The organism is Parabacteroides sp. AF14-59 (genome assembly GCF_003479515.1).
In the GTDB taxonomy this organism is placed as follows: domain Bacteria; phylum Bacteroidota; class Bacteroidia; order Bacteroidales; family Tannerellaceae; genus Parabacteroides; species Parabacteroides faecis.
Genome location: NZ_QUHH01000024.1, coordinates 80,633 through 107,128, shown reverse-complemented (window position 1 = coordinate 107,128; position 26,496 = coordinate 80,633). Strand labels below are relative to the sequence as shown.

Genomic DNA, 26,496 nt, shown 5'->3' with positions numbered 1-26,496 from the left:
AACCGACCCTGTCAAGGTCACGTCTATTATAAGGAAAGGCAATACTAAACAAATAAATTATGAGAACAAAAGGCTTATTATCTATTATCATGTTATTGGGATTGTTATTCACTGCTCAGGCAGCAGACCACGTAAAAGGTAACGGAAAACTATCCAGTAAAAAGATCACTATCGATGACTATAATTCAATTAAAATTGATGGGGTAATTGATTTCAATTATGAACAATCTGATGCAGCACCTTATATTGAAGTGACTGTAGATGAAAACCTGCATGAATATGTCAATATCAATATAAAAGACCGGGAACTCTCCGTTGGTTTCAAAGGGGTGAAAGTAGACCATTACACCAAGTTCATCGTAAAAACGAACTCCAAATGGCTGAAAGAGGTGAAAGCTGCCGGTAATGCCAACTTCATGGTAAACAGTCCGCTGACCGGAGACGAAATAAAAATCAATGCTAACTCTAACTGCCTGGTTCAACTGAAAGAACCGGTAAAAATGGGAAAGCTCGACCTGAATGTATCAGGCAGTGCCAATATGGTTATCAACGAATTGCAGGCAGACAAACTGGAATGCAGCATCAATGGTTCAGGTACTATCAACCTGAAAAAGGGAGATGCGAAAGAAGGAGCATACAGTATCACCAGCAGCGGTGAAATCATGGCTTTTGGAGTAGCCGTTCCTGAGTTAAGCTGTAAAATGACAGGAAACGGTTCAATGGAAGTTCATGCCACCAATAACCTGAAGGCCAACATCGTCGGTAAAGGAAAAATCCGCTACAAAGGCCCGACAGCCGTCCAGCAGAAGGTATTGGGCAAAGGCTCCGTAGAAGAAGTAAAATAATAAAACGATATGAAACAAACACTCTATTTTTCAGTACTATCCGCCATCTTGTTGCTCGCTTCGGGATGCATCTTTATGCCGTCTGTCAGAGGTGACGGAAACGTAATTACCCAGACAATCGATATTGCCGATTACGATGAAATTGAAGTGCAGGGCACTTCAATCATATTCAATTATTCACAGCAGGAGTCTGCTCCGGCTCTGAGCGTAACGGTCGATCAGAATATTTACGATTTGTTTGAGTTTAAAACGGACGGGGAAAAACTGGTGATTCGGCCTAAAGAACGTAGCAAGAAACAGATCAGATTCCGTCCGACAGAATTTACGATCACTTCCAACTCCTCCTCATTGAAAAAAGCCGATATGGGTGGGGTGAAAGTTTTTAACCTGAACGGTAAATTCGCATCCAATGAGAAAGTGAAATTCAGTACGGCAGGCAGTACGACAATAGAGTTAAGAGATACAGTGACTGTCGATCAAATGGAAGTAAGTACGGCAGGTCAAGCTACGTTGAATGCTAACGCCTTATATGCAAGAGTGTTTAAAGGTGAAATAGCAGGAAAAGGAACGTTCAACCTGAAAGGGGCAGGCGAAAAAGCTGACTTTGAAATAGCCGGGAGCGGCAAAGTGCATGCATTTGATTACGAACTTTCGACATTATCATGCGAAATCGCCGGAAAAGGTCTGATCGAAACATTTGCAAAGGATCAGATCGACGCCGAGATAGCCGGAATGGGTACAGTAAAATATAAAGGAAATCCTTCTGTCAAAGTGGATAAAGCGGGATTAGGTTCCGTTAAGAAAGTGGATTGACCAAATGTTTCCGGCAAAGGCCGGATAACAACGGGTTATAACCATCCTTCTTTCCGATACCATTCGATACTTTCCTCCAGTCCTTTACGCAAAGGATATTCCGGAGTAAAACCTAATTCATCCTGAAGTGGCGCAACATCACAAATCCAGTTGCGTTGTTTCAGGATGATATATTTATCGGTATTTAGTGTCATACCTTTATTCAGCAACTTGCCGATCCATTCGGAACAATGGCATGCCACATTTACCAGTCCCAGTGGGATACGGGCATGCAGTACATGCTTCTTTCCCAAAAGTTCCTGTATCATCCGGGCAAACGATTCGTCGGTATGTACATCTCCGTCTGCCACAAAATAATGCCGGTTACATATCGCTTCATTCTCTAACGCCAGGAAAGCGACCCGCGCCAGGTCTTTTACATAAATAAATGTAATACGCTGAGGAGTATATCCCACGGCAAAATCGAATCCGGACTTCACACTCTTGATCTCCATAAAATAATCCTTCTCGCCGGGGCCATACACACCGGTCGGACGTAGGATCACATAAGGAAAATAAGACTGGCTGCGCACATAGTTCTCCGCCTCCAGCTTACTCTGCCCGTAAGCAGTATCCGGTTCTTGCGGATCATCCAGGCGGATCGGACGGAAAGTTTCTTCGTCTCCGCACCCATAGCTGCTCAGGCTACTCATCAATAAAAATTTCCTGGGCTTGCAATCGGCGGCCGCCAATGCTTCTATAAAGTTATGTGTATTCTCCGCATTTATACGAAAGAAATTTCGTTTATCCAAAGTCTTGGTCAGTCCGGCATTGTGGATCACATAATCCCATCCCCCCTGTTCACGGGCAAAATCCGCCAACTGGGTAGTCAAGGCTTCCCGGTTATTATATTTCAGATCGATAAAACGGATCCGTTCGTCCTGCAGGTTCTCACGGCTGCTCGTAGCACGCACCCCCGCCCAGGTCTCATATCCCCGGCGCAACGCCTCTTTTACCAGAAAGCCCCCGATAAATCCGCTTGCCCCTGTAATCAGTATCTTCATATCTTAGTCTTTATTCTTCATATAATAGGTATAATAATACCATAACAGTCCGATCCAGTTAAGTACAACAATAATCAGTATCCATACGATTTTCTGCCCCCTGGAGATAAACGGATTCTGCATGACAGCCTTACAGCCAAACAGGATAACGGCAATACCTACGATAAATCCGATTTCCGGTAATGAGATTAAACAAAGTGTGTGTGACATGGGAATAGAATATTAATGTTCGTGTGTTTTCAATACGCGATGCGGCAAATTTCCGTGGCCGACCAGCTCGATCGGGCAGGCATATTTCTCACCGAGCCATTCCTCGGATACATCCGCACCGGGATGATAGTGCAATGTCTCATTCACGCAAGCGATATTCTTGACCATTGCCAGCACCGTTCCGATATCATGGGATACCAGAATGATCGCACTCTCTTTATTTATCTCCTCCAGCAACTGGTAAAAACGGGATTCGAACCGTTTATCGACATACGAATTCGGCTCATCCAGAATCAGGAGCTGCGGACGGGAAACGATAGAGCGTCCCAATAAAACACGCTGTAACTGTCCTCCCGACAACTCACCGATCGAACGGGTGTACAGATCTTCCAGTCCCATCTGCCGGATCACCTCCTCGATACGTTTCTTCTGAGCATCCGTATAGGAACGGAAACGGGGCTTTTCCGCAGCCAGGCCCGAAGCGATCACCTCCCAGACAGAGATCGGGAATTTACGGTCTATATTATTCAGCTGCGGCAAATAACCGATCCGTAAAGAAGACACCTCCGTCCCATCCCGAAAAAAGCGGATAGCACCGGATACCGGCTGCAGCAATCCGAGGACCACCTTCAGTAAAGTCGTCTTACCTCCTCCGTTAGGGCCTATTATTCCCAGGAAATCATCTTTCCATACGGTCAGGGAAACATCCTTCAGAACAACCTTATTCCCATAGGCAGCTGTTATATGATCTATCTCAATGAGTTTGTCCATCTGCCAACGCTTTTGCTATATGAATCATTTCTTTAGACCAGTCATAAGCCAACGGATTGATCACTGTTAGTTTACAACCGGTTTCCCCGGCGATCAGTTCGGCATTCTTCTGGTCGAACTCCTGCTGGATAAATACGACACGGGCGTTATTGGCACGAGCCGTTTCCACCAATTGTTTCAACTGGGCAGGTGAAGGTTCTTTGCCGTCCATCTCGATGCAAAGCTGCGTGAGATTGAACTCATTGGCAAAATAGGTCAGTGCCGGATGATAAATAATAAATGTCCGGTCGGTCAACGGATCGAGCAGTTTTTTGATCTCCGCATCCGTTTTATCTATCTCGTCCGACAGTTTATTATAATTCTGCCAGAAATAATCCGTATTATCCGGATCCAGTGCGATAAAAGCGTTCAATGTATTCCAGGCAATCGCTTTAGCTCCTGCAATGGAACTCCAGATATGCGGGTCTACGCCACCGTGATGATGGTGGTGATGTGTTCCCTCTCCGGCATGGGTATCATGATCGTGTGCATCATGCCCATGGTCATGTTCTTCTGCAGTCTCTTTCAACAGATTAAATCCTTCCGAAGTATCGAAGAACGTCAATTTCGGATTATTCTCACGTATCTTATCCATCCACGCCAGTTCGAAGCCGATATGCCCGATTTGCAGGTAAGCGACACTTCTGCCGACCTGTATCATCTGTTGGGGAGTAGGGTCGTACGTCTCAGGACTTTGTCCAGCCGGAACCACACAATTGATCTTAAATTTATCTCCCGCTATCTGCTCTGCAAAATAACGTTGGGGTTCGATCGTAACAGTTACGATCTTCTCATCCGTCTGTTTGGTCACACAGGCCGTCAACAAAAGGATCGAGAGGATAGTGATCAGTATACTCGTTTGTTTCATCTTTTATTTCTATCACAATTCGTACAAAGGTAGTAATTTTTTGGTACTCTTCCACATTTCAAAGTAAAGGCGACACCCATAATTAACTTTGACAATTTGACCTGACAAATCGTTTTTTGCTAACTTTCTAATACGTTAAAAAATATTAGTCGTCATACTAATTTCATTTAGTCGCTATATTAATCCCATTTACATGGGATAGTAATATCATTTTGTCAATCACTAAATCCGACATTTATCCTATTTTTAACTCTGTGATTATGTTCAATTTCTTCTATTATCACCGTTCCACAATTGAAAAATCATCATAAAGTCCAGATGGGAGAAATTTATAACAATAGCCTGATGGTGGTATTTGCGATAACGTATCCTGCAGATAAAAAGGGCCAATCGTATTATCCCGCATCCCCCCAATTTTAACATCAATCTTATTTTCTCCGGAAATAAGGAAACGACTAATGTCTAATTTTCTTTCTTCATTCCCCACTGTCCCTGCCAGCTCTTTATTAACAAATACCATAGCCGACGAACCATCCCATTCCGGTAAACAAAGGATTCCCATAGGTCGATCCTCCCCAAAAATATAAATTTTTGAATAAGTTACAGCATCATGATAAAAAGGCATGCCTTGCTCCGACCAATTTCCGGTATGAAGCAAAGCTGGTTGTAAAATTCTAAACCCTTTAGTTGCCGGTTGGACACTAAATACACCCAATATAAAGGCCAGCTGATCTCTTACCTGATTTTTTGACTGAAAAGAAACTGAAACTTCATTCCGCCCACAAAAAGTATGTTTTCCAATTTCATACAAAAGGTAATTTTCATTGATAAAACAACCGGAAGGTATCGGAAACACTCGCTTCTGGTTAATCCTTACTTCGCAAGCCATATCAATATTCAAAGCACATTTCAACGTCGAAAAATCAATATTCTCTTTTACTTCAAAAGGGTAAATCACATAAAATGCATCAGGGTTCTCACCCAACGTTTTATCTATCTCATAAACCGGAACATCACAATATGTCTTAGCTTCCGTCCGTATTGTAACAAAGTCTATCGGTAACACATTTAAGGCATCCGGTGTAATCAGCACAGAAGTCTGACTTGCCACGACCCTCACAGAGTCAGAAAGTTTATCGAATGCAAAATTCTTTTCCTTATACTTTTCTTTACACCCGAAAAAACAGGACAAAATAATTATGTGAGCCAACAATATTTTATACATCGATAATCTGGATTTAGTTTTTCTTATATTGACAAAACTACTTATTATATATCCGGCAAAATCTCAAAATCGGTCATTTATGGTCCCCTAATTCTCTTATCCAATCATAAAATCAACCCATTTAGTTTAGAAAACAATCCATCACGGTGCTTTTCCCCTACATTTGCACTGAAATTTAAAATTATCATGTAAATTTGCTTTCCGATAGTCTTAATTCTAATCATGATCCCAAACAGCATCGCATTACGGCATAGATTCCTGTTTATACAAACTATATTTGTATGGTTTATTTTCATCTCCGGATATGCACAACAATACAAATTCTACGATGTTGACAACGGCTTGTCCAGTAGCCGTATAAACTCGATCTTACAAGACAGTGAAGGGTATATTTGGGTTGCAACGGAAGATGGACTCAACAGGTTTGACGGAAGCCACTTTGTTATTTACCGAAATATCCCGGATGACTCAACATCACTTCCCAACAATTATATAAAGAGTATTTGTGAAGATAGCAAGCACCGTTTTTGGGTTACGACGATGAGTGGACTATGCCTGTATGATAAAGTCACAGATCGATTTTCCAGATATAAAATCCTATCGCAGGATAAAACGAAGGAGTTTACTCAATTATTCTATCTTATGGTAGACCATCAAGGATATGTATGGATTTCCGTTTCTGGAAATGGCGTGATTTGTATAGATGCCGATAAAGAAGAATATACCTATTTCAACACAGTCAATTCCGGGATATGCAGCGACCATATCAATGTTATATATGAAGATCGGTTCGGTAATATATGGCTGGGCTCCGGGCGAGACGGGATAAGTATTTACAATCCCAATAACAAAACATTCCGTACTTTTCGCAACTATACGGAAAATGAAAATGGTATTTCCTCTAATGCCATATCCTCTATCTGCGAGGATAATTCCGGAAATGTATGGATAGGAACATTAACAGGCGGCGTAAATATCTATTCCTTTGCTAATCAATCATTCAGCATTTTCAACCGCCCCGGCTCCAGTAACAAAGATGAAATCGGTTCATTGCTGCGCGACCAATCCAACAATATTTGGATAGGAACGATGGGAAACGGTTTTGAAATCTACTCGACTACCACCCAAAGTATGCTGGACGTATCCATTAATGCTCCCTATATTAATTTTAACGAGACTAAAATTCAAACCCTTTATGAAGATCATCAAGGTAATATCTGGATAGGATGTTTCCAGAAAGGCCTGTTCATGATACCAAAAGAAAAATCTCTTTTCACCAACTACTCTTTCAACCCGTTCGCTCCTGAAGAAACAATAGGTAACGGAGCCGTACAACCTATCCTGGAAGATTCCCAATCCGACATATGGCTGGGATTGGACGCCGGAGGTGTCTATCGGTTGGATAAATATAAAAAAGTTCGGAAACACTATAAAATAGGAAGTGAAGACCCTATTCCCGGTAATATTGTATTGAGTCTTTATGAAGATAAAGAACAAAACATCTGGCTGGGTACCTATCTGAACGGGGCCATCCGGTATAACAGGAAAAAAGACCTGTTCGATCTTAGCCTGAAAGTAGGAAAACCTCCATACGGGTTACTCAGCACGCATGTGGCAGATTTTAAAGAGGATGAAAAAGGGGATTTATGGATCATAACTAACGGTGGAGGAATTAATATATATAATAAAGAAAGTAAGACTTTCAGATACATCACTCACAATGATTTAGAAACAGGCTCCAATCAATTGATAGACAACTGGTGTAATTTGATGTATATTGGCCAGGACAGCTTATATTGGATTGCAACTTACAGGGGATTGTGCACATTTGACAAACGACAAAATAAATATGTTTATTACACCGTTGAAAATGGGAAATTGCCCAATAACATCGTTCTTACTTTAAAACAGGATAAAAAGGGCAATATGTGGGTTGGTACTCAGGATGGATTAGCCTGTATCGATAGTAGTCATAAAAAAATACGTATATTCAATATAAAAGAAGGACTCCCCAACAGCATCATCAACGGTATCGACGAAGATAATAACGGGAATTTATGGATTAGCACAAATTATGGATTATCCATGTATGATCCTGAAAAAAACAAATTCACTAATTATACAACAGCCGATGGTTTGCTAACAAATGAATTTAACCGAAATGCCTTCATAAAAACCTCAGACAATGAATTTATTGCAGGCTCCATAAAAGGCTTCACTTGCTTCACTGCGACAGACGTAAAACAGGAACAAACGGAACCTTTAAATCTGATATTCTCTAATCTTTATATTTTCAATCAACAAATCAAAGTTGAAAACCAGCCAGGTTCTGTTCTGAAGAAAACACTTAACCATACGAGAAAACTGCTTTTCAGCTACAATCAAAACAGCTTTTCCATCGAATTTTCGGCCCTGGAATATGCCTTCCCTGAAAAGATACACTACGAAGTAACCATGCAAGGATTCGACAAGACCTGGCTACCGGTACAAAATAAAACCGTGACATACACCAACCTGAGCCCCGGCACTTACACGCTTATGGTCCGTGCCTGGCGCAATAATAAAGAAAAAGGATTGGTAAAGCAATTGGAGATTCAGGTATTGCCTCCCATTTGGGCAACCTGGTGGGCAAAAGGGACTTACTTTATGATTTTACTGATTCTGGGGTATATGGCTTACCGCTATACAAAAGAGAGGTTGCATACCAAGCGCCAGGAACAGTTGATACAGGATAAGCTTCAGTTTTTCACGGATATATCGCATGAAATCAGAACTCCTCTCACACTTATTTTATCTCCCTTAAGCAAATTAATCAGCCAAAACAAAGATGTAGTACTTACACAAACATATAATACCATGTATAAAAATGGTATTCGACTCCTGCAACTGGTGAACCAAATCATGGATTTGCGTGCGTTAGAGTTCGGAAAAAAAAGATTACATACGGAAAAGACTGAAATAATCTCTTTTCTGCAGGAATTGAAAAATTCATTCAACAATCTGGCTGAAGAGAAAAATCTGGCGTATACTTTCCAGGCAGTTCCTGAGGTAATTACCGGATACATAGACCCGGATATCATCACTAAAATTTTATTTAATCTGATCTCCAATGCTTTCAAATACACGGAAAAAGGTACAGTCAGCGTATCAGTCAAAGTAACAGCCGATATGCTGATTATAACAATCGAAGACACCGGCAAGGGAATTTCTCCCGATCAACAAGCACTGATATTTGAACGCTTCTACATAATTAACGGGAAACATACATCTGTGAACAGTAGTGGCATCGGCTTGCATCTGACTCGTAAACTTGTAGAATTGCATCACGGAGCCATACTCTTGAAAAGCGAACCGGGTAAAGGCAGTCGTTTCCAAATAACTGTCCCCTATCAAAGAAAAGACTTTCGTGAAGACGAAATCAATGTATCAGTTGATACTATCCGCACAAAACCAGAGTTGGGTTTATCCATCAATACTGTCATACAAGAACAGAAAAATCCTGCAAAAACAGTTTCGAACACTCATATATCTATTCTCATAGCAGAGGATAACGCTGATATCCGTAATCTTCTGCTCACGGAACTTGGAAACGATTACCATATTATGGAAGCTGTCAACGGAAAGGAAGCCCTACTTCTTGCTTTAGAAAAAAAACCGACACTTATCATAAGCGATATACTAATGCCAGAAATGAATGGAATAGAATTCTGTGAAAAAATACGAAACAACGAACAAACACGGGATATTCCTTTTATTATGGTAACAGCACGCACATCCATGGAACAACAGATAGAAGGACTAGAACATGGTGCAGATGCTTACATTACAAAACCATTCGACATCCATTACCTGCAAGCCACGATCGAAAGGTTAATTGCCAACCGAGAAAATCTACGGAAGAAATATACTCAACTTCCCACTATTCATCAAACAGAGGTCCCTCTACCATCTCTAGATGATAAATTACTGAACAAATTGAATGAAGTAATCGATAAATATCTGGATAATCCGGAACTAAGTGTTGATATTCTATGTAAGGAACTAGGTCTGAGTCGAACCCACCTGAACAGGAAAATGAAAGATTTGACAGGCGAATCTCCTGCATCCTATATACGGCAGATACGTTTGCAAAAGTCTACGCGCCTTCTCAAATCAAAATCATTGACGATATCTGAAATCGCATTTACCGTAGGTTTTTCATCCCCATCCTACTTCAGTCAGGCATTCAGGGATTACTATGGAGTGACACCTAAAGAATTCATTAGCTCCGAAAAGGAATAAGGCAATACCCCTCTTATAAGAAGAAAATAGACCGAATGGAATAAAATATAAAAGAAATGTGCTAAAAGCTAAAGTCTCTCCTATTAAAACTTACAGAATGATGCTTATTTTTATATCACCATCATAAACTATCCCACTACTTTTGCTTCATAACAAATTGTTAAATCTAATTTCATCAAAATTATGAGAAAAGAGCAAAGGTTCATTTTACTTCCTAAAAAAATAGGAAGACTGGCTGTAGCGATGATGTTCTGCACATCTACCATTGATACAATGGCAATACCTGTTCCTGCGGAAACTTTCATTACACATGCAACACAACAAAACAAAAAAATCACAGGACTTGTAAAAGACAACATCGGCGAACCTGTAACCGGAGCCTCGGTAGTGGTTAAAGGCACAACGACAGGTATTGTCACCGATATCAATGGTAATTTTGCACTAGAGGTTCCTGACAATGCAACACTTGTAGTCTCCTACATCGGTTTCCTGACACAAGAATTTCCGGTAAAGGGGAAAACAGAATTTTTGATTACTCTTTCCGAAGACTCAAAAACGTTAGATGAAGTCGTTGTAATCGGCTACGGCACACGATCCAAAAGAGATGTGACTACAGCTATTTCAAACGTAGGATCGGAAAGTATAGCAAAAACAATCTCCATGACAGCCGAGAATGCAATGCAGGGTACCATGACAGGTGTACAGGTTTCCGGTAATGCTGGTAGTCCGATGAGTCGCCCGACTATTCGTATCCGTGGAACAAACTCATGGGGCGTCTCTGATCCATTATATGTAGTAGACGGTATCCCCATCACAGAAATGGGCGCTGGAGTAGAAGGAGAAGATGCGCGTGTAAAAGATCTGCGCGGACCTCTGAATATTATGACAATGATAGACCCGAATGACATCGAATCCATCTCCGTATTGAAAGATGCTTCTGCCGCAGCTATCTACGGCGTACGTGCTGCAAACGGTGTTATATTAATTACAACTAAAAAAGGCCGTAAAGATAAACCTACCGTTGACTTCTCTGGCAGGTTCGGCATCCAAAATATTACACAGACACTAGACTGGCTTTCTACCCCTGACTACACTAAATTCGTGAACCGCATGTATGCCTCAAATCCAGAAATTTCAGTTGACCCGCTGAATGAAGGTCTTTTCGATCCTACCAGTTCCAAATATCTCGGCAATTCGCCCACATATAACTGGCAGGATGAAGTACGCCACAAAAATGCTCCTACACAGGACTATTCAGTAACAATTTCGGGAGGAACAGACAACACCGATTATTATATTTCACTCGGTTATTCAGACCAGGAAGGAGCTCTGAAGAATAATAACCTGTCGCGCTACTCAGGGGCAATCAAAGTAAATACTAAAATTAATGATTGGGTTAAGTTCGGCATCAACTATCGTATTGTTAGTGCAGAAGGTAAAGAAATATGGAACGGACTGAATTATTTCGATATGTCGCGTCCGGCTCCCTGGCAACCTATCTATCAGACAGACGGCATCCCCGGTTATAATGGTTATGCTTATGTAGTAGGAGGTAAACAGGCAGACGGAAGTTTCTCGCAAAGCAAACTTTATGGAACAGGAACACGAAACAATCTGTTAGGTACCGGAGCTTCCAACGACACAAGTTACGAATCACTGAGAAATCTGGGGAACGCATATGTGGAAATAAGCCCATTTAAAGGACTTACGATCAAAGGATTAATAAGTTTGGATATGTACACTACCAAACGATATGAATTTCGAGATTACGATGCAAATGCCTTTAGTTCCGATGCACAGGATCCAAGTGCTGTAGGAGGAGGGAAATCCGTGGGTTTTTTCAACCATCGTAACGTGAAGAACTATAACCTTAGCCAGGAATTCTCCGTTAATTATGCCAACACATTCGGTAAACATTCAGTAGACTTCCTTTTCAACTTCTCGAATCAAAAGTATGATTCCGATTTCAAGATGTTTGAAACCGATTATATGACAACCAAAAAAGACTACCTGCGTTTTGTTAATGCAGAACGTAAATACACACAGGTGGAAACCGGTGCTATGCGCTGGGCTTTGCAGGGGTATCTATTCCGAATAGGTTACAACTATGCATACAAATATTATCTGGACGCAACAGTACGCCGCGATGGCAGTGCCCGCTTTGCTCCAGAAAACAGATGGGGAACATTCCCTTCTTTCTCAGCTGCATGGCGTATGAAAAATGAACATTTCATGGAAAGCGTTGATTGGTTGGACGATCTAAAACTTCGTGTCGGCTGGGGACAACTTGGGAACCAGGAGGTACGCGATATGGCCTACCTGTCAGCTATTTCAAAGAAACCGTCTTTTGCATGGGGTAATGGAGCCGGCAGTCATCCGGCATCTGGAAACTACAATGAAGGAGCAACGATATTCGGAATGCCAAACCGTGATTTGACATGGGAAAAGACTGAAACATTCAATATCGGCTTCGACTCTCAATTGTTCGAAGGGTTGACCTTTTCTGCCGAATATTACCAGAAAACAACAAAAGGTATCCTACAGACAATGGATCTTCCACTCAGTGTAGGTTTAGTAGAATCACCTGTAGCAAATATAGCGAAAGTAGGAAACCGGGGATTTGAATTCACCGCTAACTATAATAATCATGTGGGTAAACTAAACTATACGGTCGGTGCCAACCTCTCCACTGTACGCAATCGTGTACTCGAAACCTACAACCACATACCTACCGGTGGAGGCACGATCGAAGAAGGCTATCCCATCTGGTACCACAAAGCATACAAAGTAGCCGGTATTTTCCAATCCGACGAAGAAGCCCAGGCCTGGATGGAAAAAACAGAAGATGTCTCTTATCAAAAATCAAAGGTAGGTGCCGGCGATTTCTATTTTAAAGATATGAGAGGAGCACCCAAGAAAGAAGGTGAGTTCTATTCGGAAGGTGCCGACGGCAAGATTAACAGCTACGATATGGTCTATGTCGGCAAGTCGATACCCGGTTTCTTCTACGGCTTCAATCTGGCATTGGATTATAACAATTTCGACTTCTCTGCCCAATTTTCGGGCGTAGGAGATGTTGTAAAATATAACTCAATCAAAGCCAGCACATTCTATCCTACAACAGGAGATAACATGACGCATATCGTGGATAATGCCTGGACATCTGAAAACCATTCGACTACATACCCACGCTTAGTCTTAGGTGATCCGACAGCCAACTTGCGCTATTCCGACTTCTTCTTTGAGAGTGGCGCCTACCTGAGATTGCAAAATGTCCAACTAGGTTATACCTTACCTAAAAACGTATATGATGCTGTGCGAAATCACATTCGCAATGTACGGGTATATGTCGGTGCTTCCAATTTGTTTACCATAACAAAATATACCGGTCTGGATCCTGAAAACGATTCTTATCCGATGCCTAAAGTATTCTTTATGGGAATATCCGCTAAATTTTAAACCTGATTAATAAAGATTTGATATGAATACAATTATAAAAAATGCACTCTTTTGCATAGCCATTGTAGGTTCACTACACCTCACTTCGTGTTCTTCAGAATTGGACATCAAACCGACAGCCGAATTGGAGAACGAATTCTTTGACTCCGAATGGCGTGTCCAACAAGGTGTAGGCGCTTGCTATGCCGGATTTGCGAACATCTATTCCGCTCTTTTGGACGGTTCCGGTGCCCATCCGTTTTGGATGCTCCCCGGAGATGATTTAACAAATAAAGATGCAGGTTTTGCTAACATGGAAGCCTTTTCTGGCCTAGAAGCGAACGATGGATTTGTACGTTCTGTTTGGCAACGTCTATATCAGATTATTTACCGTACCAATTTCATCCTTGAGAAACTGGAAACACCCGAAATACAGGAACTGGTAACAAGACAGGGTCTACTCGATGCCAATAAAGGGGAAGCTCTTTTCATTCGCTCTTGGTGTTTCTATAAGTTATGGGATAACTTCCGGAAAGCACCGATACAAGATAAACGTATCTATTCCGCAAAAGACGCTTTCCTCCCCCCTACCCAAGGTTTTGAGATGTTGGATAAAGCAATTTCCGACCTTGAACTGGCAGCAACCCTGCTTCCTCCTGCCAGCTACTGGGATTATGACACAGAAGCTGGACGCGTGTTCAATGAAAGCGCTTATGGTCTTCTAGTCAAATGCTACACGTTAAGGGCACGGTATAATAATAAAAATACTGAGGACTATAACAAGGCGTTGACAGCTTTCAATAAAATAACAACTCGTCAATTGGTCTCCTTTTCCGACAATTTCGACTATCATTTTGAAAACAATGCCGAATCCTTATTTGAATTCCAGGCAGGCCATAATATTGCACAAGATAATGCGTGGCTCGATAATAACTTCGGTGGCGGCGTAGGTCAGATGGGCGCTTACTACCACTACTTCACCAGCCATTGGGCCAACTACCAGTCAGGTACCTACGGACCGACTAAAAAACTAATAAAGGCTTTTGAAGAAGGTGATCCGCGTTTGGAACAAACAGCATCGAAGACAAACTTCACGAACATCTATGGGGATATAAATATTCCGCAAGACTATGGTTGGGAATTTTTCGATGGTTATCAGTTTCAGAAATACGTACGCCCCGGACGCTGTTATTTCGAGCCTAACTGGGGTTTGAATTCTACCAATAACTATCGTTTGATTCGTTATGCAGATGTAAAATTACTAGCAGCCGAAGCTTACCTGAATACCGGTAATACGGCAGCTGCCCTGAAAGAAGTAAATGATATACGAGAACGAGCACGGAGATCCACCGAAGACGGAACTGTCTCTGCTATTCCTGCTGATCTGAAAACTGTCAATATGAACGATATTATGGACGAACGCTTTCGTGAACTTGCCGGTGAAGATGGCATCCGTTGGAGTGACCTTCGTAGCTGGCATGCAGCTGGATTTATCAATTTGTCGACTTGGAAGGCTTCCGATTTCGGTTACAACTTCAGCGAAAAGAATTTCGAGTTCAAGGTCCCAAAACATCTGCTATTTCCGATACCTCAAAGCGAAATAGATACAAACCCGTTAATGTCGGCAGAAGGCAACAATCCTGATTATTAATAATTAAGAAAAAGAGCAAGGAACCCGGATAACAGAATGTTGTCCAGGGTTCCTTCCATCACTAAAAAAATGAAATATATACTTTACATATTATTTTTAATACAGAACATTTTCGCATATAGTTCTACATTACAGGATATCCGGACCATACATCAGAAACTGCTGGTACTTCATTTTATTGATGGAAACATAAAATATCACGGTTACCATCAGACAGGAGAAAATGATGAGATATTTAATCTGCCTTTGGATATCGAAAAAGCCTCACAAGTAAACACTTATGAACTTACCGAAACAGGGAGAAAAACAATGAACCCACTGCGTATAGGAAGAAAAAGTAAAGCGCACGGCATATCTATGAAACAAGGAATAAATGCTCCTATAGGAAAACATATGAGCCAATATGTACAGGAACATTGGATTTACCTCGAATTGGCAGATTCCCTAAAGGCTGGTACATATTATACATTACGTATAAAAGACCTCACTGAAGACGATGTTCCACATACATTCCAATACGATCCTGCCAAAACCTTATCTGCAGCGATCCATATTAATACAGTAGGATTCAGGCCTGACGCGCCTATAAAGAAAGGGTATATCTCCATGTGGGCCGGTGACATGGGACCGGTATCCTTCGATACTTTTGCCGGATGTAATTTTTCTTTATACCGCTTATCCGACGGTAAACAAGTATTCAGCGGTTCTATGAAAAAACAAAAAGACTTTTTCTACGGAGGCAGAGATGGCCTCCTTTCCGAAAGTCCTAACGGGAATTATGTTGGAACAGACGTTTGGGAATGTGATTTCTCATCATTCTGCGATACAGGCATGTATAAAGTTGTTATCAACAAAATCGGCTGTTCCGTACCTTTTCATATACAAAATGATATATACAGGATTCCTTTCAACCTGGTAACAAGAGCATTATATCATCAAAGAAGTGGTATTGCGCTGGAATCTCCCTACACCGAATGGACAAGACCAGCACCTCACAATCCTCAGATAACCCCAGGGTTCAGTCTAAAATATTCACATTTTAGATATATGGACACAAGTATAGAAAATGCACCGCTCGAACTTCTCGAAGCCCAAATCGACACGACAGTGGATGCCAGCAACATGTGGGGATGGTATCAAGATGCTGGAGATTGGGATGCGTATACCAGTCACTCCGTAGTACCGGCCTTCCTTCTGACGACATTCGAACTAAAACCAGCCCATTTCAAAGATAGCGAACTAAATATTCCGGAAAGCGGAAACGGTATTCCCGATATTTTGGATGAAGCAGGTTGGCTCATCCATCATTACCAACGCACAAAAGGTCCTACCGGAGGAAATGCCGGAGGACGTATAGAAGGTGATAACTATCCGAACAACGAAGCAGGGAAAGGGTATCCTTCGTATGAAGACATCCGTCCATATTGGATTGTATATGGAGAAGAACCTAATATGTCATATATTTATGCCAGATTATCTGCCCAATATGCTTATGCCTTCAATTTAGCCGAACAACACCATTTATTAGGTAGCCAGATTCAGGTTGCCGATTCAATCCAGTTTTGGACAAATGAAGCAATACAGGCCTTTAAATGGGCCGAAAAAAATCTCAGAGAAGGCGATTTTATAAAAATCAAAAAAAACAGAGCAGATGCAGCTGCCTGGCTTTTTAAACAAACCGGAGAAAAAGAGTTTTTGCAGATATTTAAAGAAACAGTTGAACCTTTCCATCTTTCGGCCGGCAGCAGCGAAAACTATCCGTGGGGAATATGGGCTTTTGCTACTCTACCCAAAAAGTATCAGCAAATAGACACTTCCTTATATCAAACAATGAAAGAACAAACAGTCCAGTATGGTGAAGTTGAAGTTACACAAGCTATAGAGAGTGGACGAAGTTTCAATCTAGGAACAGAAAAAGATCGGATGGTCTTTTTGGGGCATTCTTCCACACCGCTGGTTATGCCAGCCATATTAGCTTATGAGGTTTCAAAAGAAAACAAATTTATTAAAGCAGTATACAGTGCCTGCGATTATATGTTAGGAGGAAACCCACTAGATATCGTCTGGATTACCGGGCTAAACGAATACTCTGTAGAACAAGCTTTTCACATGGACTCCTGGTATAATAAAGAGCATAAAAAAGGTATTATACCAGGACTTATCCCGTACGGCATTTGTCATCCGGGCGATTGGATGCCCGGTTTAAATGGGGAAGATAATTCCTGGGGATGGTGGGACAATGATTACAATCTGACAACCTGCTACCCTCATTTCCGAGCATGGCCTATACATGAATTATGGTTCCAGCAAAGATATAGTCCACCTTCTGCCGAATTTACAATTCATCAGACAATAGCACCGGCTGTCGCTGTTTACGGGTATTTGACCAATGATATTAAATGACTCAAATTATGCATTTTACAGTGAGTTATATTTTTAACTCTAAAAACCGAAGTACCCCCTTTTACTATATCCAACTAGGGGGTACTTCTAGTCATGGAAAAAGCCACACTGATATGGAAAAATTCCACACTTTCCGAAACTACGTTATTTAATAAGGGTATTATTCAATATATAAATCTACAATTTACAACCATTTAGCATAAAAGATAGTTCATTCTGTATTTTTGGCACGGATATTGGGCAATAGGAGCAAAAGGCAAATTAAGGTATTAGTTTTAGGTTTTTAAGTAAAAAGAAAAAGTATGAAAAAGATTGTTTTAATGGCAGTGATTGCCATGTGCGCCGCTTTTACGTCACAGATCCAGGCACAAAACACACCGGGTAATGATAAAACAGAAGTTGAAAAGCAAGATAAGTTCTACGAGATAGACATTACGGCCATTCCCCAAATTCTGCAGGAGGGAGTAAATAATGCTTATCAGGATTGCCGGATCAAATCGGTTTACGTATCCAATAACAGCACGTATGTAAAATATAAAGTGGTACTGGAAACACGTGAAGGCAAAGAAAAGAAAGTTTATTTCGATGATAAAGGTGTAGTAGTCAAAGAACACAGTTACTTCAAAGACTAATTGATTTTCAAAACAAGCCTGATCTCATTCATCCTGTTTTTATAGGCATCAGAGGTGTAGGATTCTATTTATTTGAAAAAAATATTCCATTCTTCGTTAGGGTAAACCGGAAGTGGTGTGTTATTATAACGAAAGGGCCCGAACGGGAACCTAAATCAATACGAAAGAATGGAAAAAGAATTACTACATAAATATTTCAGAGGCGACACTTCCCCACAGGAAGAAAAACAGGTTATGGATTGGGCGGAAGCTTCGGCCGGTAATTACCGGCAATATCTGGAAGAGCGCAAAATCTGGAACGCACTCTTAATTCACTATACAACATCTGCTGAGAAGGCTTCAACCTTCTCAGCTCAGAATAAATCATTTATTCTCTGGAAAATAGGTAGTATTGCTGCCTCCATAGCTTTACTGATCTCCCTGTCCTGGATTATTTTCACCGCCAACAAAGAAGAACCGCAAAGCCTGCAGGCTGTCATGGTTCCGGCCGGGCAACGAGTACAACTCGTCCTGGGAGACGGCACAAAAGTGTGGCTGAACTCTAAATCGACCTTCACTTACCCTACCTCTTTCGGAAAAAACATACGAGAAGTAGAATTGGACGGAGAAGGTTATTTCGAAGTTACGAAAAACGAGAAAGCTCCTTTTATTGTCAAGACCAGAAAATACGACATCAAAGTATTGGGTACGACATTCAACGTATCTGCTTATCAAAACAAATTAAGTGCATTTGAAACCTCCCTGCTGGAAGGAGCGATCGATGTATCCACCGGTGACCAGACTGAATGGATATCGCTCACGCCGAACGAAAAGGTGACAGAAATAGATGGTATCCTACAAAAAGACACAATTAATAATCCGGAACATTTACGTTGGCGGGAAGGACTGATCTGCCTGGATGACGAACCTTTTGAAAACCTGATGAGAAAGTTCGCCGTGTATTATGGCATAGACATTGTTATTAACAACCCGAATGTATTGAAATACAAATGCACCGGGAAGTTCAGGCAAACCGACGGCATTGAATACGCCTTGAGAGTTCTTCAAAAAGACGTAAAATTCAAATACCTCAGAAACGACGAATTAAATTCAATTACAATTATATAATTCATTCACCTTCTAATCTACATCTTATGAACAGAGACCCATAATCAAAAAAGAAAGCCGGAAAATGTCCCCACATCTTCCGGCCGGAGCTAACAAGAGACGACTTTTTAATTATCTCATTATTAACATTTAAATCCACACAAAGTTATGATAAATTTTCTTTGTCAAACCTTTTTTGTGCCTAAAAAGCGCAAATCAAACCATTTGGGACGGATTATGAAATTATCAACATTCCTTCTGTTAACTTGCACATTCACTTCCATTGCGGGAAATGTAAGTTCTCAGAACGCCAAAGTTACTCTGAACGAGAATAACGTGGCAGTCAGCAAAATCTTAAATACAATCGAGTCGCAAACCGATTACCTGTTCATTTACAACAAGAATAATGTAAATGTGAACCGTGTGACTTCCGTGAAAGCAAAAGACAAAACTGTGGACAAAGTGTTGTCCGATCTTTTCAACGGGACGAATATAACCTATGAAATGGAAGGCAAACACATTGTGCTCTCCATGAAAAATAACATTCCTGGGAAAAGCATCAATTCTCAATCCCAGCAGGACGGGAAAACGATCACCGGTATTATCAAAGATAAAAGCGGACTGGAAGTGATCGGTGCCAACATCGTCGAAAAAGGAACCACGAACGGTACCATTACAGACATAGACGGTAAATTCTCCCTGACCGTACAACCCGGAGCAACGTTGCAAGTTTCTTATATCGGTTATAACACCAAAGAGGTAAAGGTTGGCAACGAATCTACCCTCAACATCCTGCTGGAAGAAGACAGCCAGGCACTCGACGAAGTGGTAGTGGTTGGTTACGGTGCCCAGAAAAAGGTAAACCTGACCGGTGCGATCACAACCGTTAAAATGGAAGATGTCGTAGGTAACCGCCCGGTCGGTAATACGGCACAGGCTTTGGAAGGAGCGATCCCCGGTCTGCAAGTCAGCCGCAACAATGGTAAACCGGGTACAACCATCAATATGAACGTTCGTGGTGCTACCAGTATCAATGACGATACGAATGGTGCCCCGCTGGTATTGGTCGACAACGTACCGATGGATATCGATTTGCTGGACCCGAATGATATTGAAAGCGTTACGACATTGAAAGATGCCGCCGCTTCAGCAATCTACGGTGCGCGTGCTGCTTTCGGTGTAATCCTGATCACAACCAAACAGGGAAAAAAAGATACACCAATGCGTGTAAGCTATAACAATAACTTCTCTTTCTCCACTCCGGCTGCCCTGCCGAATAAGGTCGACCCTTATACAACGGTTCAAACGTATGCCAATATGGGTCTGAAACGTTATTATGGCGGACAGGATACGGAACAATGGCTAGGATACCTGGACGAATATCGCAACGGACAACACAAGGATGGTTACGTATGGTCGGACGGTGTACGTTACAACCTGGCTCCGACCGATGTGATCGATGATATGATGGATAACTTCGGTTTCCAACAACAGCATAATGTTTCCGTAACAGGCGGTAGCAGCAAAGCGACTTACCGCGTATCTTTCGGTATGATGGACGAAGACGGTATCCTGGTGACTGACAAGGACTCTTACAAACGTTATAATGCATCTGCATTCGTTAGTATGGATGCCAACAAATGGCTGACTTTACAGGCTGACTTCCGTTATACGGATTCAAAAACATCGACGGCGCAATCCGGAACTTCCGAACATGGGGAAAATGCGGTTTGGTCATTTGCCAGCAGTATGCCGAGTATGTGCCCGCTGGGTTATGACTATGCCACCGAAGATGATAACGAATTACTGCCTTACGGTACGCCGTCCAACCTGTTGCGACTGGCTTCACCTAAAATCAACCGGGCAAACAACACCCGTATCCTGGGCCGTGTCATGATCAAACCGTTTACAGGTCTGGACATCATCGGAGAATACAGCTTCAACCGTAACTGGGGTTCGGAAAAACAGTTCAATGAAATTTATAAATATATTGCACCCGTAACAGGAGAAAAGAAAGATACTTATACGAACTCAAAGTATCAGATGAAACAGTTCTTTGAAACGACGAATGCAATCAACATTTTTGCGACCTATTCCAAAGATATCGACGATCATTCTTTCTCTGTCATGGGTGGTTATAATCAGGAAAACTGGTATTACGAATCACTGAAAGCAACCCGTGAAGACCCGATCAACCAGGGGTTGCCATCTATCTCACAATCTACCGGAACGATCACTTCCGAAGACTCATTCAAAGAATATGCTCTTAGAAGTTTGTTCTATCGTCTGACTTATTCTTACAAAGGTAAATATCTGGTAGAAGCCAACGGACGTTATGACGGCTCGTCTCGTTTCCCGAAAAACGACCGCTTCGGTTTCTTCCCTTCTTTCTCTGCCGGATGGCGTATTTCAGAAGAATCATTTATGGAAGATACAAAAGACTGGATGAACAACCTGAAAGTGAGAGCTTCCTGGGGTAGTATCGGTAACCAGAATGTGGATTATTATGCTTATCTGCCGACGATCGATGCGAAAAACGACTATAATTGGATTCTGCCGGGTACAGATAAATATGTAACTACATTAGGTGTTCCGGGACTGGTAAGTTCATCATTTACCTGGGAAACAGTCAATACTCTGGACATTGGTGTCGACCTGAACCTGTTCAACCGCCTCGGCATTGTTTTCGACTGGTACCAACGCGATACAAAGGATATGCTTACAGCAGCCAAACCGTTACCGGCCGTACTGGGTGCAACAGCACCGAAAGTGAATGCGGCTGATATGCGCAGCAAAGGTTGGGAATTGGCTATTACATGGAGCGACAAGATAGGTAAGGATATCCGCTACAATATCGGCCTGAACCTGTATGACTCACGTTCAAGAATCACTAAATACAGTAATGACGATAACTTGTTGACTTATACAGATGCTTCAGATAACAATATCGAAAAAATGTATTATCGCGAAGGTATGGAATTTGGTGAAATCTGGGGTTATACAACAGATCGCTTCTACACGGAAAACGACTTCGTTGATGGAAAGCTGAAAGATGATATTCCTGTATTCCTGGGTCAAAACAGAGATAACGTAAAGCCCGGAGATATCTTATACAAAGACTTCGACGGCGATGGAAAGATCAGTAACGGAGACAATTCGGAAAACAACCCGGGCGACCTGCGCAAAATCGGGAATAGCACTCCACGCTTCCAGTATGGTATCAATGCCGGTATCTCGTATAAAGATTTCGACCTGTCTTTATTCTTCACCGGTGTCGGCAAACGCGATTTATGGATCAGTGATCTATGGGCTCCTAACGGACAGTTCGTTTCCTCCGTATTCGACTACCAGACCGATTACTGGCAGGAAGACAACCAGAATGCTTACTATCCGAGAGTATACGGAGAAGGCGGTAACAACAGTTACAACAACAAACGCCAGACCAAATACCTGAAAGACGGTTCGTATGTACGCTTAAAGAACCTGACTGTCGGTTATAATTTACCGGCCGATCTGTGCAACAAACTGTACATTCAGAAACTGAGAGTATTCTTCAGTGGTGAAAACCTTTTCACATGGCATCATCTGCCGGAAGGTTATTATCCTGACTCATACAGCATGGCACCGGGTAGCAACAAGGTGAACGCTAATATCGAAGGCGACTCGAAAGCTGCAGGATGGTCATATCCGTTGATGAGACAATTTTCTTTTGGTATTAATGTAACATTCTAAAGTAAAGGAGATTCACTATATATGAAAAAGTTATTAATAAGTTTCCTGGCAATAGGTACCACCCTGTTTCAGTCATGTCTGAACAACGACTACCTGGAAAGACTTCCGCTCGATAAGCAGACAGAAGAGACCGTATTTGTGAGTTATGACAATTTTAAAACATACTCCTGGAAATTCTATACCTATCTGACAGCTTATGCCGGACCGACAGCGATCAAAGGAGGACCTAACGAAAAATATATTTTCGATAGTTATTCCGACAATGGTTTTTATGGGAACCCGGGCAGTGAAAATCCCTGGACATGGCCTGAAAAAACAACCGTTCCCAGTACGGCCGACGAATGGAGTAAACCGTACGAACGTATCCGTGCCATCAATATCATGCTGGACAACCTGGACAATTCACAAATGACAGAATCGGAAAAAGCGCATTGGCGCAGTCTCGGGTATTTCTTTAAAGCGAATGAATATTACCGTTTGATCGCTCATTATGGAAGTGCTATCTGGGTAGAAAATGCCTTGAAAGATACCGATACGGAAATTTTGTATGCCAAAAGAACTCCTCGTACGGAACTGGCAGCCAAAGTTCTGGAAATGCTGGAATATGCCAAAGAGAACATTAATCCGGACGGTGACGGAGAAAATACGATCAACCGTGATGTTGTCTGTGCACTGATCTCCCGTTACGGACTGTTTGAAGGAACCTGGCAGAAATATCACAGCATCTCTGATGGTCTGAAATATCTCCAGGCAAGTTTCGATGCTTCAAAGGAACTGATTAACGCGCATCCTACTGTACACAATCATTACGATGAACTGTTCAACTCCGAAGAATTACAAGGCACGACAGGGATCTTGCTTTACAAAAACTTCCTGTCTGACGGAAAAGGTCACAATATGACCCGTTACGTAAGAACATCTTCCCATTATTCGGAGATCAGCTCGGATGGTATCGCAGCTTATCTTTGCCAGGACGGCAAACCGATCTATACCAGCGACCTGTTCGAAGGAAATAAAGAAACGGGAGACGCCGATGTATATACCGAATTCAGAAACAGGGACTACCGGTTATATTATAATGTATGTCCGCCTTACAAGGTGAACAGCCCGTCAGCAACCAATATGGATATGTCGAAAGTCACTTTCACGGACGATCCGAGAGATAAAGAATATATCGACCTGATGGCTCAGATCTCGAATACAGCCGGTTCGACAAAGACACTTCCTGCTTTACAATGGGCCGGACAGATATTACGTGAGGTTCCTCATTTCCGCGAAAACTCATATAATATGGGACAAGGTTTTATGACCTCTTACGGCGGTTACTATGTATGGAAATATTATAACACGGTTACTCCGGTCAACTCGGCAGGTAGCGTAAACTCCACCGACTTCCCGCTGTTCCGTATGGGTGAAGTGATGGTAAATCACGCAGAAGCAGCCTGGGAACTGGGACAGTTCAACCAAAGCGTTGCCGATGCTACGATCAATGTATTACGCAAACGAGCACATGTCGCAGATATGAAAGTCAGCGAAATCAATGCTTCATTCGACCCGAAAAGAGACCAGAGCGTCGATCCGGTTTTATGGGAGATCCGCCGTGAACGCCGTGTGGAACTGATGTTCGAAGGATACCGTTTCGATGACCTGCGCCGCTGGAAAAAGGCTGAATACATGAATACACAACAATTCGGTGTTTACCTGAAAAAATCAGACCTGGAAGACACACGCCATATGGGAGATAAGGCCAATCCGTCCAACTTCAAACTGAAACTGGACCGCAACGGTGATGAAGGACGCATCGTATTCTTCAGTAAACCAGTTGGATGGGTAGACCGTCATTACCTGTTCCCGTTGCCTAGCAATGAACTGCTGCTGAATCAGAATCTAGATCAGAACGAAGGTTATCCACGTTCCAATGCTGAATAAATAGTTTAAATTCCATGAAAAGAAATATTTCACTTTACAGTCTCTGCCTGCTCACTGCAGGCAGCAGCACTGTCTCCCTGGTAGCTAAGGAGAAAACAAATGTCGTTTTTATCCTCGCAGACGATCTTGGCTACGGTGACCTGAGTTGTTACGGACAGGAAAAATTCCAGACCCCTAATATAGATGAACTGGCACAACGGGGTATGCGTTTTACCCAGTGCTATTCGGGGACGACGGTCAGTGCCCCCTCCCGTTGCAGCCTGGTGACCGGCAGACATACCGGAAATGCCTGCATACGTGGTAACTCAAGCGTGAATCCGGATTATGAAGTGGCCCTGCCCACCGGCATAAATACGATCTTCAAGATATTCAAAGAAGCGGGATACAAAACCGGTGCATTCGGCAAATGGGGTTTGGGAGAAGTCGGCAGTACCGGCGATCCGAACAAGCAGTTCGTAGATACTTTCTTCGGATATAACAGCCAGCTTCTGGCGCACAATTATTATCCCGACCACATGTGGGACAACGACAAGCGAGTCGACTATCCGGAAAATGCCAACGGAGCCTACGGCACTTATTCACAGGATGAGATCCATAAACATGCCCTAAAATTCATCGACGACAATAAAGAAGAACCATTCTTCCTGTTCATTCCCTATGTATTGCCTCATGCCGAATTGTTGGTGCCGGAAGACAGTATCATTCAAAAGTTCAGGGGAATGTATCCGGAACAACCTCACCACGGAACAGACTCCGGTCCTATGTTCCGCAAAGGAGGATATTGTTCACAGGTCTATCCGCATGCGACATTTGCGGCTATGGTGTATCGTTATGATGTCTATGTCGGACAGATTGTCGCCAAACTGAAAGAAGAAGGACTCTATGATAACACCCTGATCATTTTTACCAGCGATAACGGTCCGCACCGCGAAGGAGGAGCCGATCCCGAATTCTTTAACAGCAACGGGATCTACCGGGGTATCAAAAGAGACTTGTATGAAGGGGGAATTCGTGTCCCGATGATCGCAGCATGGCCCGGACAGATCGAAGAGGGAACCATCTCTCATCATCCTTGTGCCTTTTGGGATATGATGCCGACTTTCGCCGAAGTCATCAACACTAAAAAAGCACCTGAGTGTGATGGTATCAGTATCCTTCCAACATTAAAAGGAGAAAAAAATCAGAAACAACATGATTATTTCTACTTTGAATTCCATGAGATGAACGGTCGACAGGCTATTATCAAAGGAAACTGGAAACTGATCTTACTGAATATCCAGAAAGAACCGAAATACGAATTGTACAACATTGCTGCCGATCCGTCCGAAGTACATAACATGATCGACCGTAATCCCGAAAAGTTTGTCGAACTGAAAACATTAATGGAACAGGTCCATACCAAAGATGTAAACTGGCCTTTATTATCTACTGAATTTTAAACGATAGCTAATTTTAAAGAATATAAAAGCGGTTGCCCGAAGATATCTTTTCCGATACTTTCGAGCAGCCGCTTTCTTTGAAAACAATCGA

16 protein-coding genes are annotated in these 26,496 nt (G+C 42.2%); 11 read left to right on the top strand and 5 right to left on the bottom strand.

What is annotated here, in order from left to right:
* Positions 1-59 precede the first annotated feature (59 nt).
* Positions 60-845: a head GIN domain-containing protein gene (locus DWW23_RS20920; RefSeq protein ID WP_122355825.1), complete on the top strand. Its 786-nt coding sequence runs from the start codon at positions 60-62 to the stop codon at positions 843-845.
* Between the two features lie 9 nt (positions 846-854).
* On the top strand, positions 855-1,658 hold the full coding sequence (locus DWW23_RS20915; protein ID WP_122355823.1) for a GIN domain-containing protein: 804 nt from the start codon (positions 855-857) through the stop codon (positions 1,656-1,658).
* Positions 1,659-1,693: 35 nt separating this feature from the next.
* Here DWW23_RS20915 and DWW23_RS20910 read toward each other — a convergent pair whose 3' ends face one another.
* From DWW23_RS20910 to DWW23_RS20890, 5 genes are all read right to left on the bottom strand, one after another.
* Positions 1,694-2,701, bottom strand: coding sequence for an NAD(P)-dependent oxidoreductase (locus tag DWW23_RS20910; protein ID WP_122355821.1), 1,008 nt, complete (start codon positions 2,699-2,701; stop codon positions 1,694-1,696).
* 3 nt (positions 2,702-2,704) lie between these two features.
* A complete protein-coding gene (locus DWW23_RS20905; RefSeq protein WP_122355819.1) occupies positions 2,705-2,911 on the bottom strand; it encodes a hypothetical protein in 207 nt (68 codons plus the stop codon).
* Positions 2,912-2,923: 12 nt separating this feature from the next.
* A complete protein-coding gene (locus DWW23_RS20900; RefSeq protein WP_122355817.1) occupies positions 2,924-3,682 on the bottom strand; it encodes a metal ABC transporter ATP-binding protein in 759 nt (252 codons plus the stop codon).
* Positions 3,666-4,589, bottom strand: a complete 924-nt coding sequence (locus tag DWW23_RS20895) for a metal ABC transporter solute-binding protein, Zn/Mn family (protein WP_122355815.1) — start codon at positions 4,587-4,589, stop codon at positions 3,666-3,668. Before DWW23_RS20895 ends, DWW23_RS20900 begins: the two co-directional genes overlap by 17 nt.
* Before the next feature lie 280 nt (positions 4,590-4,869).
* Positions 4,870-5,814 (bottom strand): hypothetical protein, encoded by a 945-nt coding sequence (locus tag DWW23_RS20890; protein ID WP_122355813.1) that lies wholly within the window; start codon positions 5,812-5,814, stop codon positions 4,870-4,872.
* 222 nt (positions 5,815-6,036) lie between these two features.
* Here DWW23_RS20890 and DWW23_RS20885 point away from each other — a divergent pair, with 222 nt between their 5' ends.
* The 9 genes from DWW23_RS20885 to DWW23_RS20845 all read left to right on the top strand — a co-directional run bounded on the left by DWW23_RS20885 (position 6,037) and on the right by DWW23_RS20845 (position 26,405).
* Positions 6,037-10,095, top strand: a complete 4,059-nt coding sequence (locus DWW23_RS20885) for a hybrid sensor histidine kinase/response regulator transcription factor (RefSeq protein WP_122355811.1) — start codon at positions 6,037-6,039, stop codon at positions 10,093-10,095.
* A gap of 183 nt (positions 10,096-10,278) precedes the next feature.
* On the top strand, positions 10,279-13,554 hold the full coding sequence (locus tag DWW23_RS20880; RefSeq protein ID WP_122355810.1) for a TonB-dependent receptor: 3,276 nt from the start codon (positions 10,279-10,281) through the stop codon (positions 13,552-13,554).
* Between the two features lie 22 nt (positions 13,555-13,576).
* Positions 13,577-15,184, top strand: coding sequence for a RagB/SusD family nutrient uptake outer membrane protein (locus DWW23_RS20875; protein WP_122355808.1), 1,608 nt, complete (start codon positions 13,577-13,579; stop codon positions 15,182-15,184).
* 69 nt (positions 15,185-15,253) lie between these two features.
* On the top strand, positions 15,254-17,587 hold the full coding sequence (locus tag DWW23_RS20870; protein WP_158583217.1) for a glycoside hydrolase family 9 protein: 2,334 nt from the start codon (positions 15,254-15,256) through the stop codon (positions 17,585-17,587).
* Between the two features lie 302 nt (positions 17,588-17,889).
* Positions 17,890-18,219 carry a hypothetical protein gene (locus tag DWW23_RS20865; RefSeq protein WP_122355804.1) on the top strand — a complete coding sequence of 110 codons (330 nt, stop codon included), beginning with the start codon at positions 17,890-17,892 and terminating at the stop codon, positions 18,217-18,219.
* A gap of 168 nt (positions 18,220-18,387) precedes the next feature.
* On the top strand, positions 18,388-19,326 hold the full coding sequence (locus DWW23_RS20860) for a FecR family protein (protein ID WP_122355802.1): 939 nt from the start codon (positions 18,388-18,390) through the stop codon (positions 19,324-19,326).
* 216 nt (positions 19,327-19,542) lie between these two features.
* Entirely contained in the window at positions 19,543-23,037 is a 3,495-nt protein-coding gene (locus tag DWW23_RS20855; RefSeq protein ID WP_233564413.1) for a TonB-dependent receptor, read from the top strand.
* A 21-nt stretch (positions 23,038-23,058) separates the two neighbouring features.
* The gene (locus DWW23_RS20850) at positions 23,059-24,966 is read left to right on the top strand and encodes a RagB/SusD family nutrient uptake outer membrane protein (RefSeq protein WP_122355798.1); all 1,908 of its coding nucleotides are present in this window, start codon (positions 23,059-23,061) and stop codon (positions 24,964-24,966) included.
* A 14-nt stretch (positions 24,967-24,980) separates the two neighbouring features.
* Positions 24,981-26,405, top strand: a complete 1,425-nt coding sequence (locus tag DWW23_RS20845) for an arylsulfatase (protein WP_122355796.1) — start codon at positions 24,981-24,983, stop codon at positions 26,403-26,405.
* The last annotated feature ends 91 nt before the right edge of the window (positions 26,406-26,496 follow it).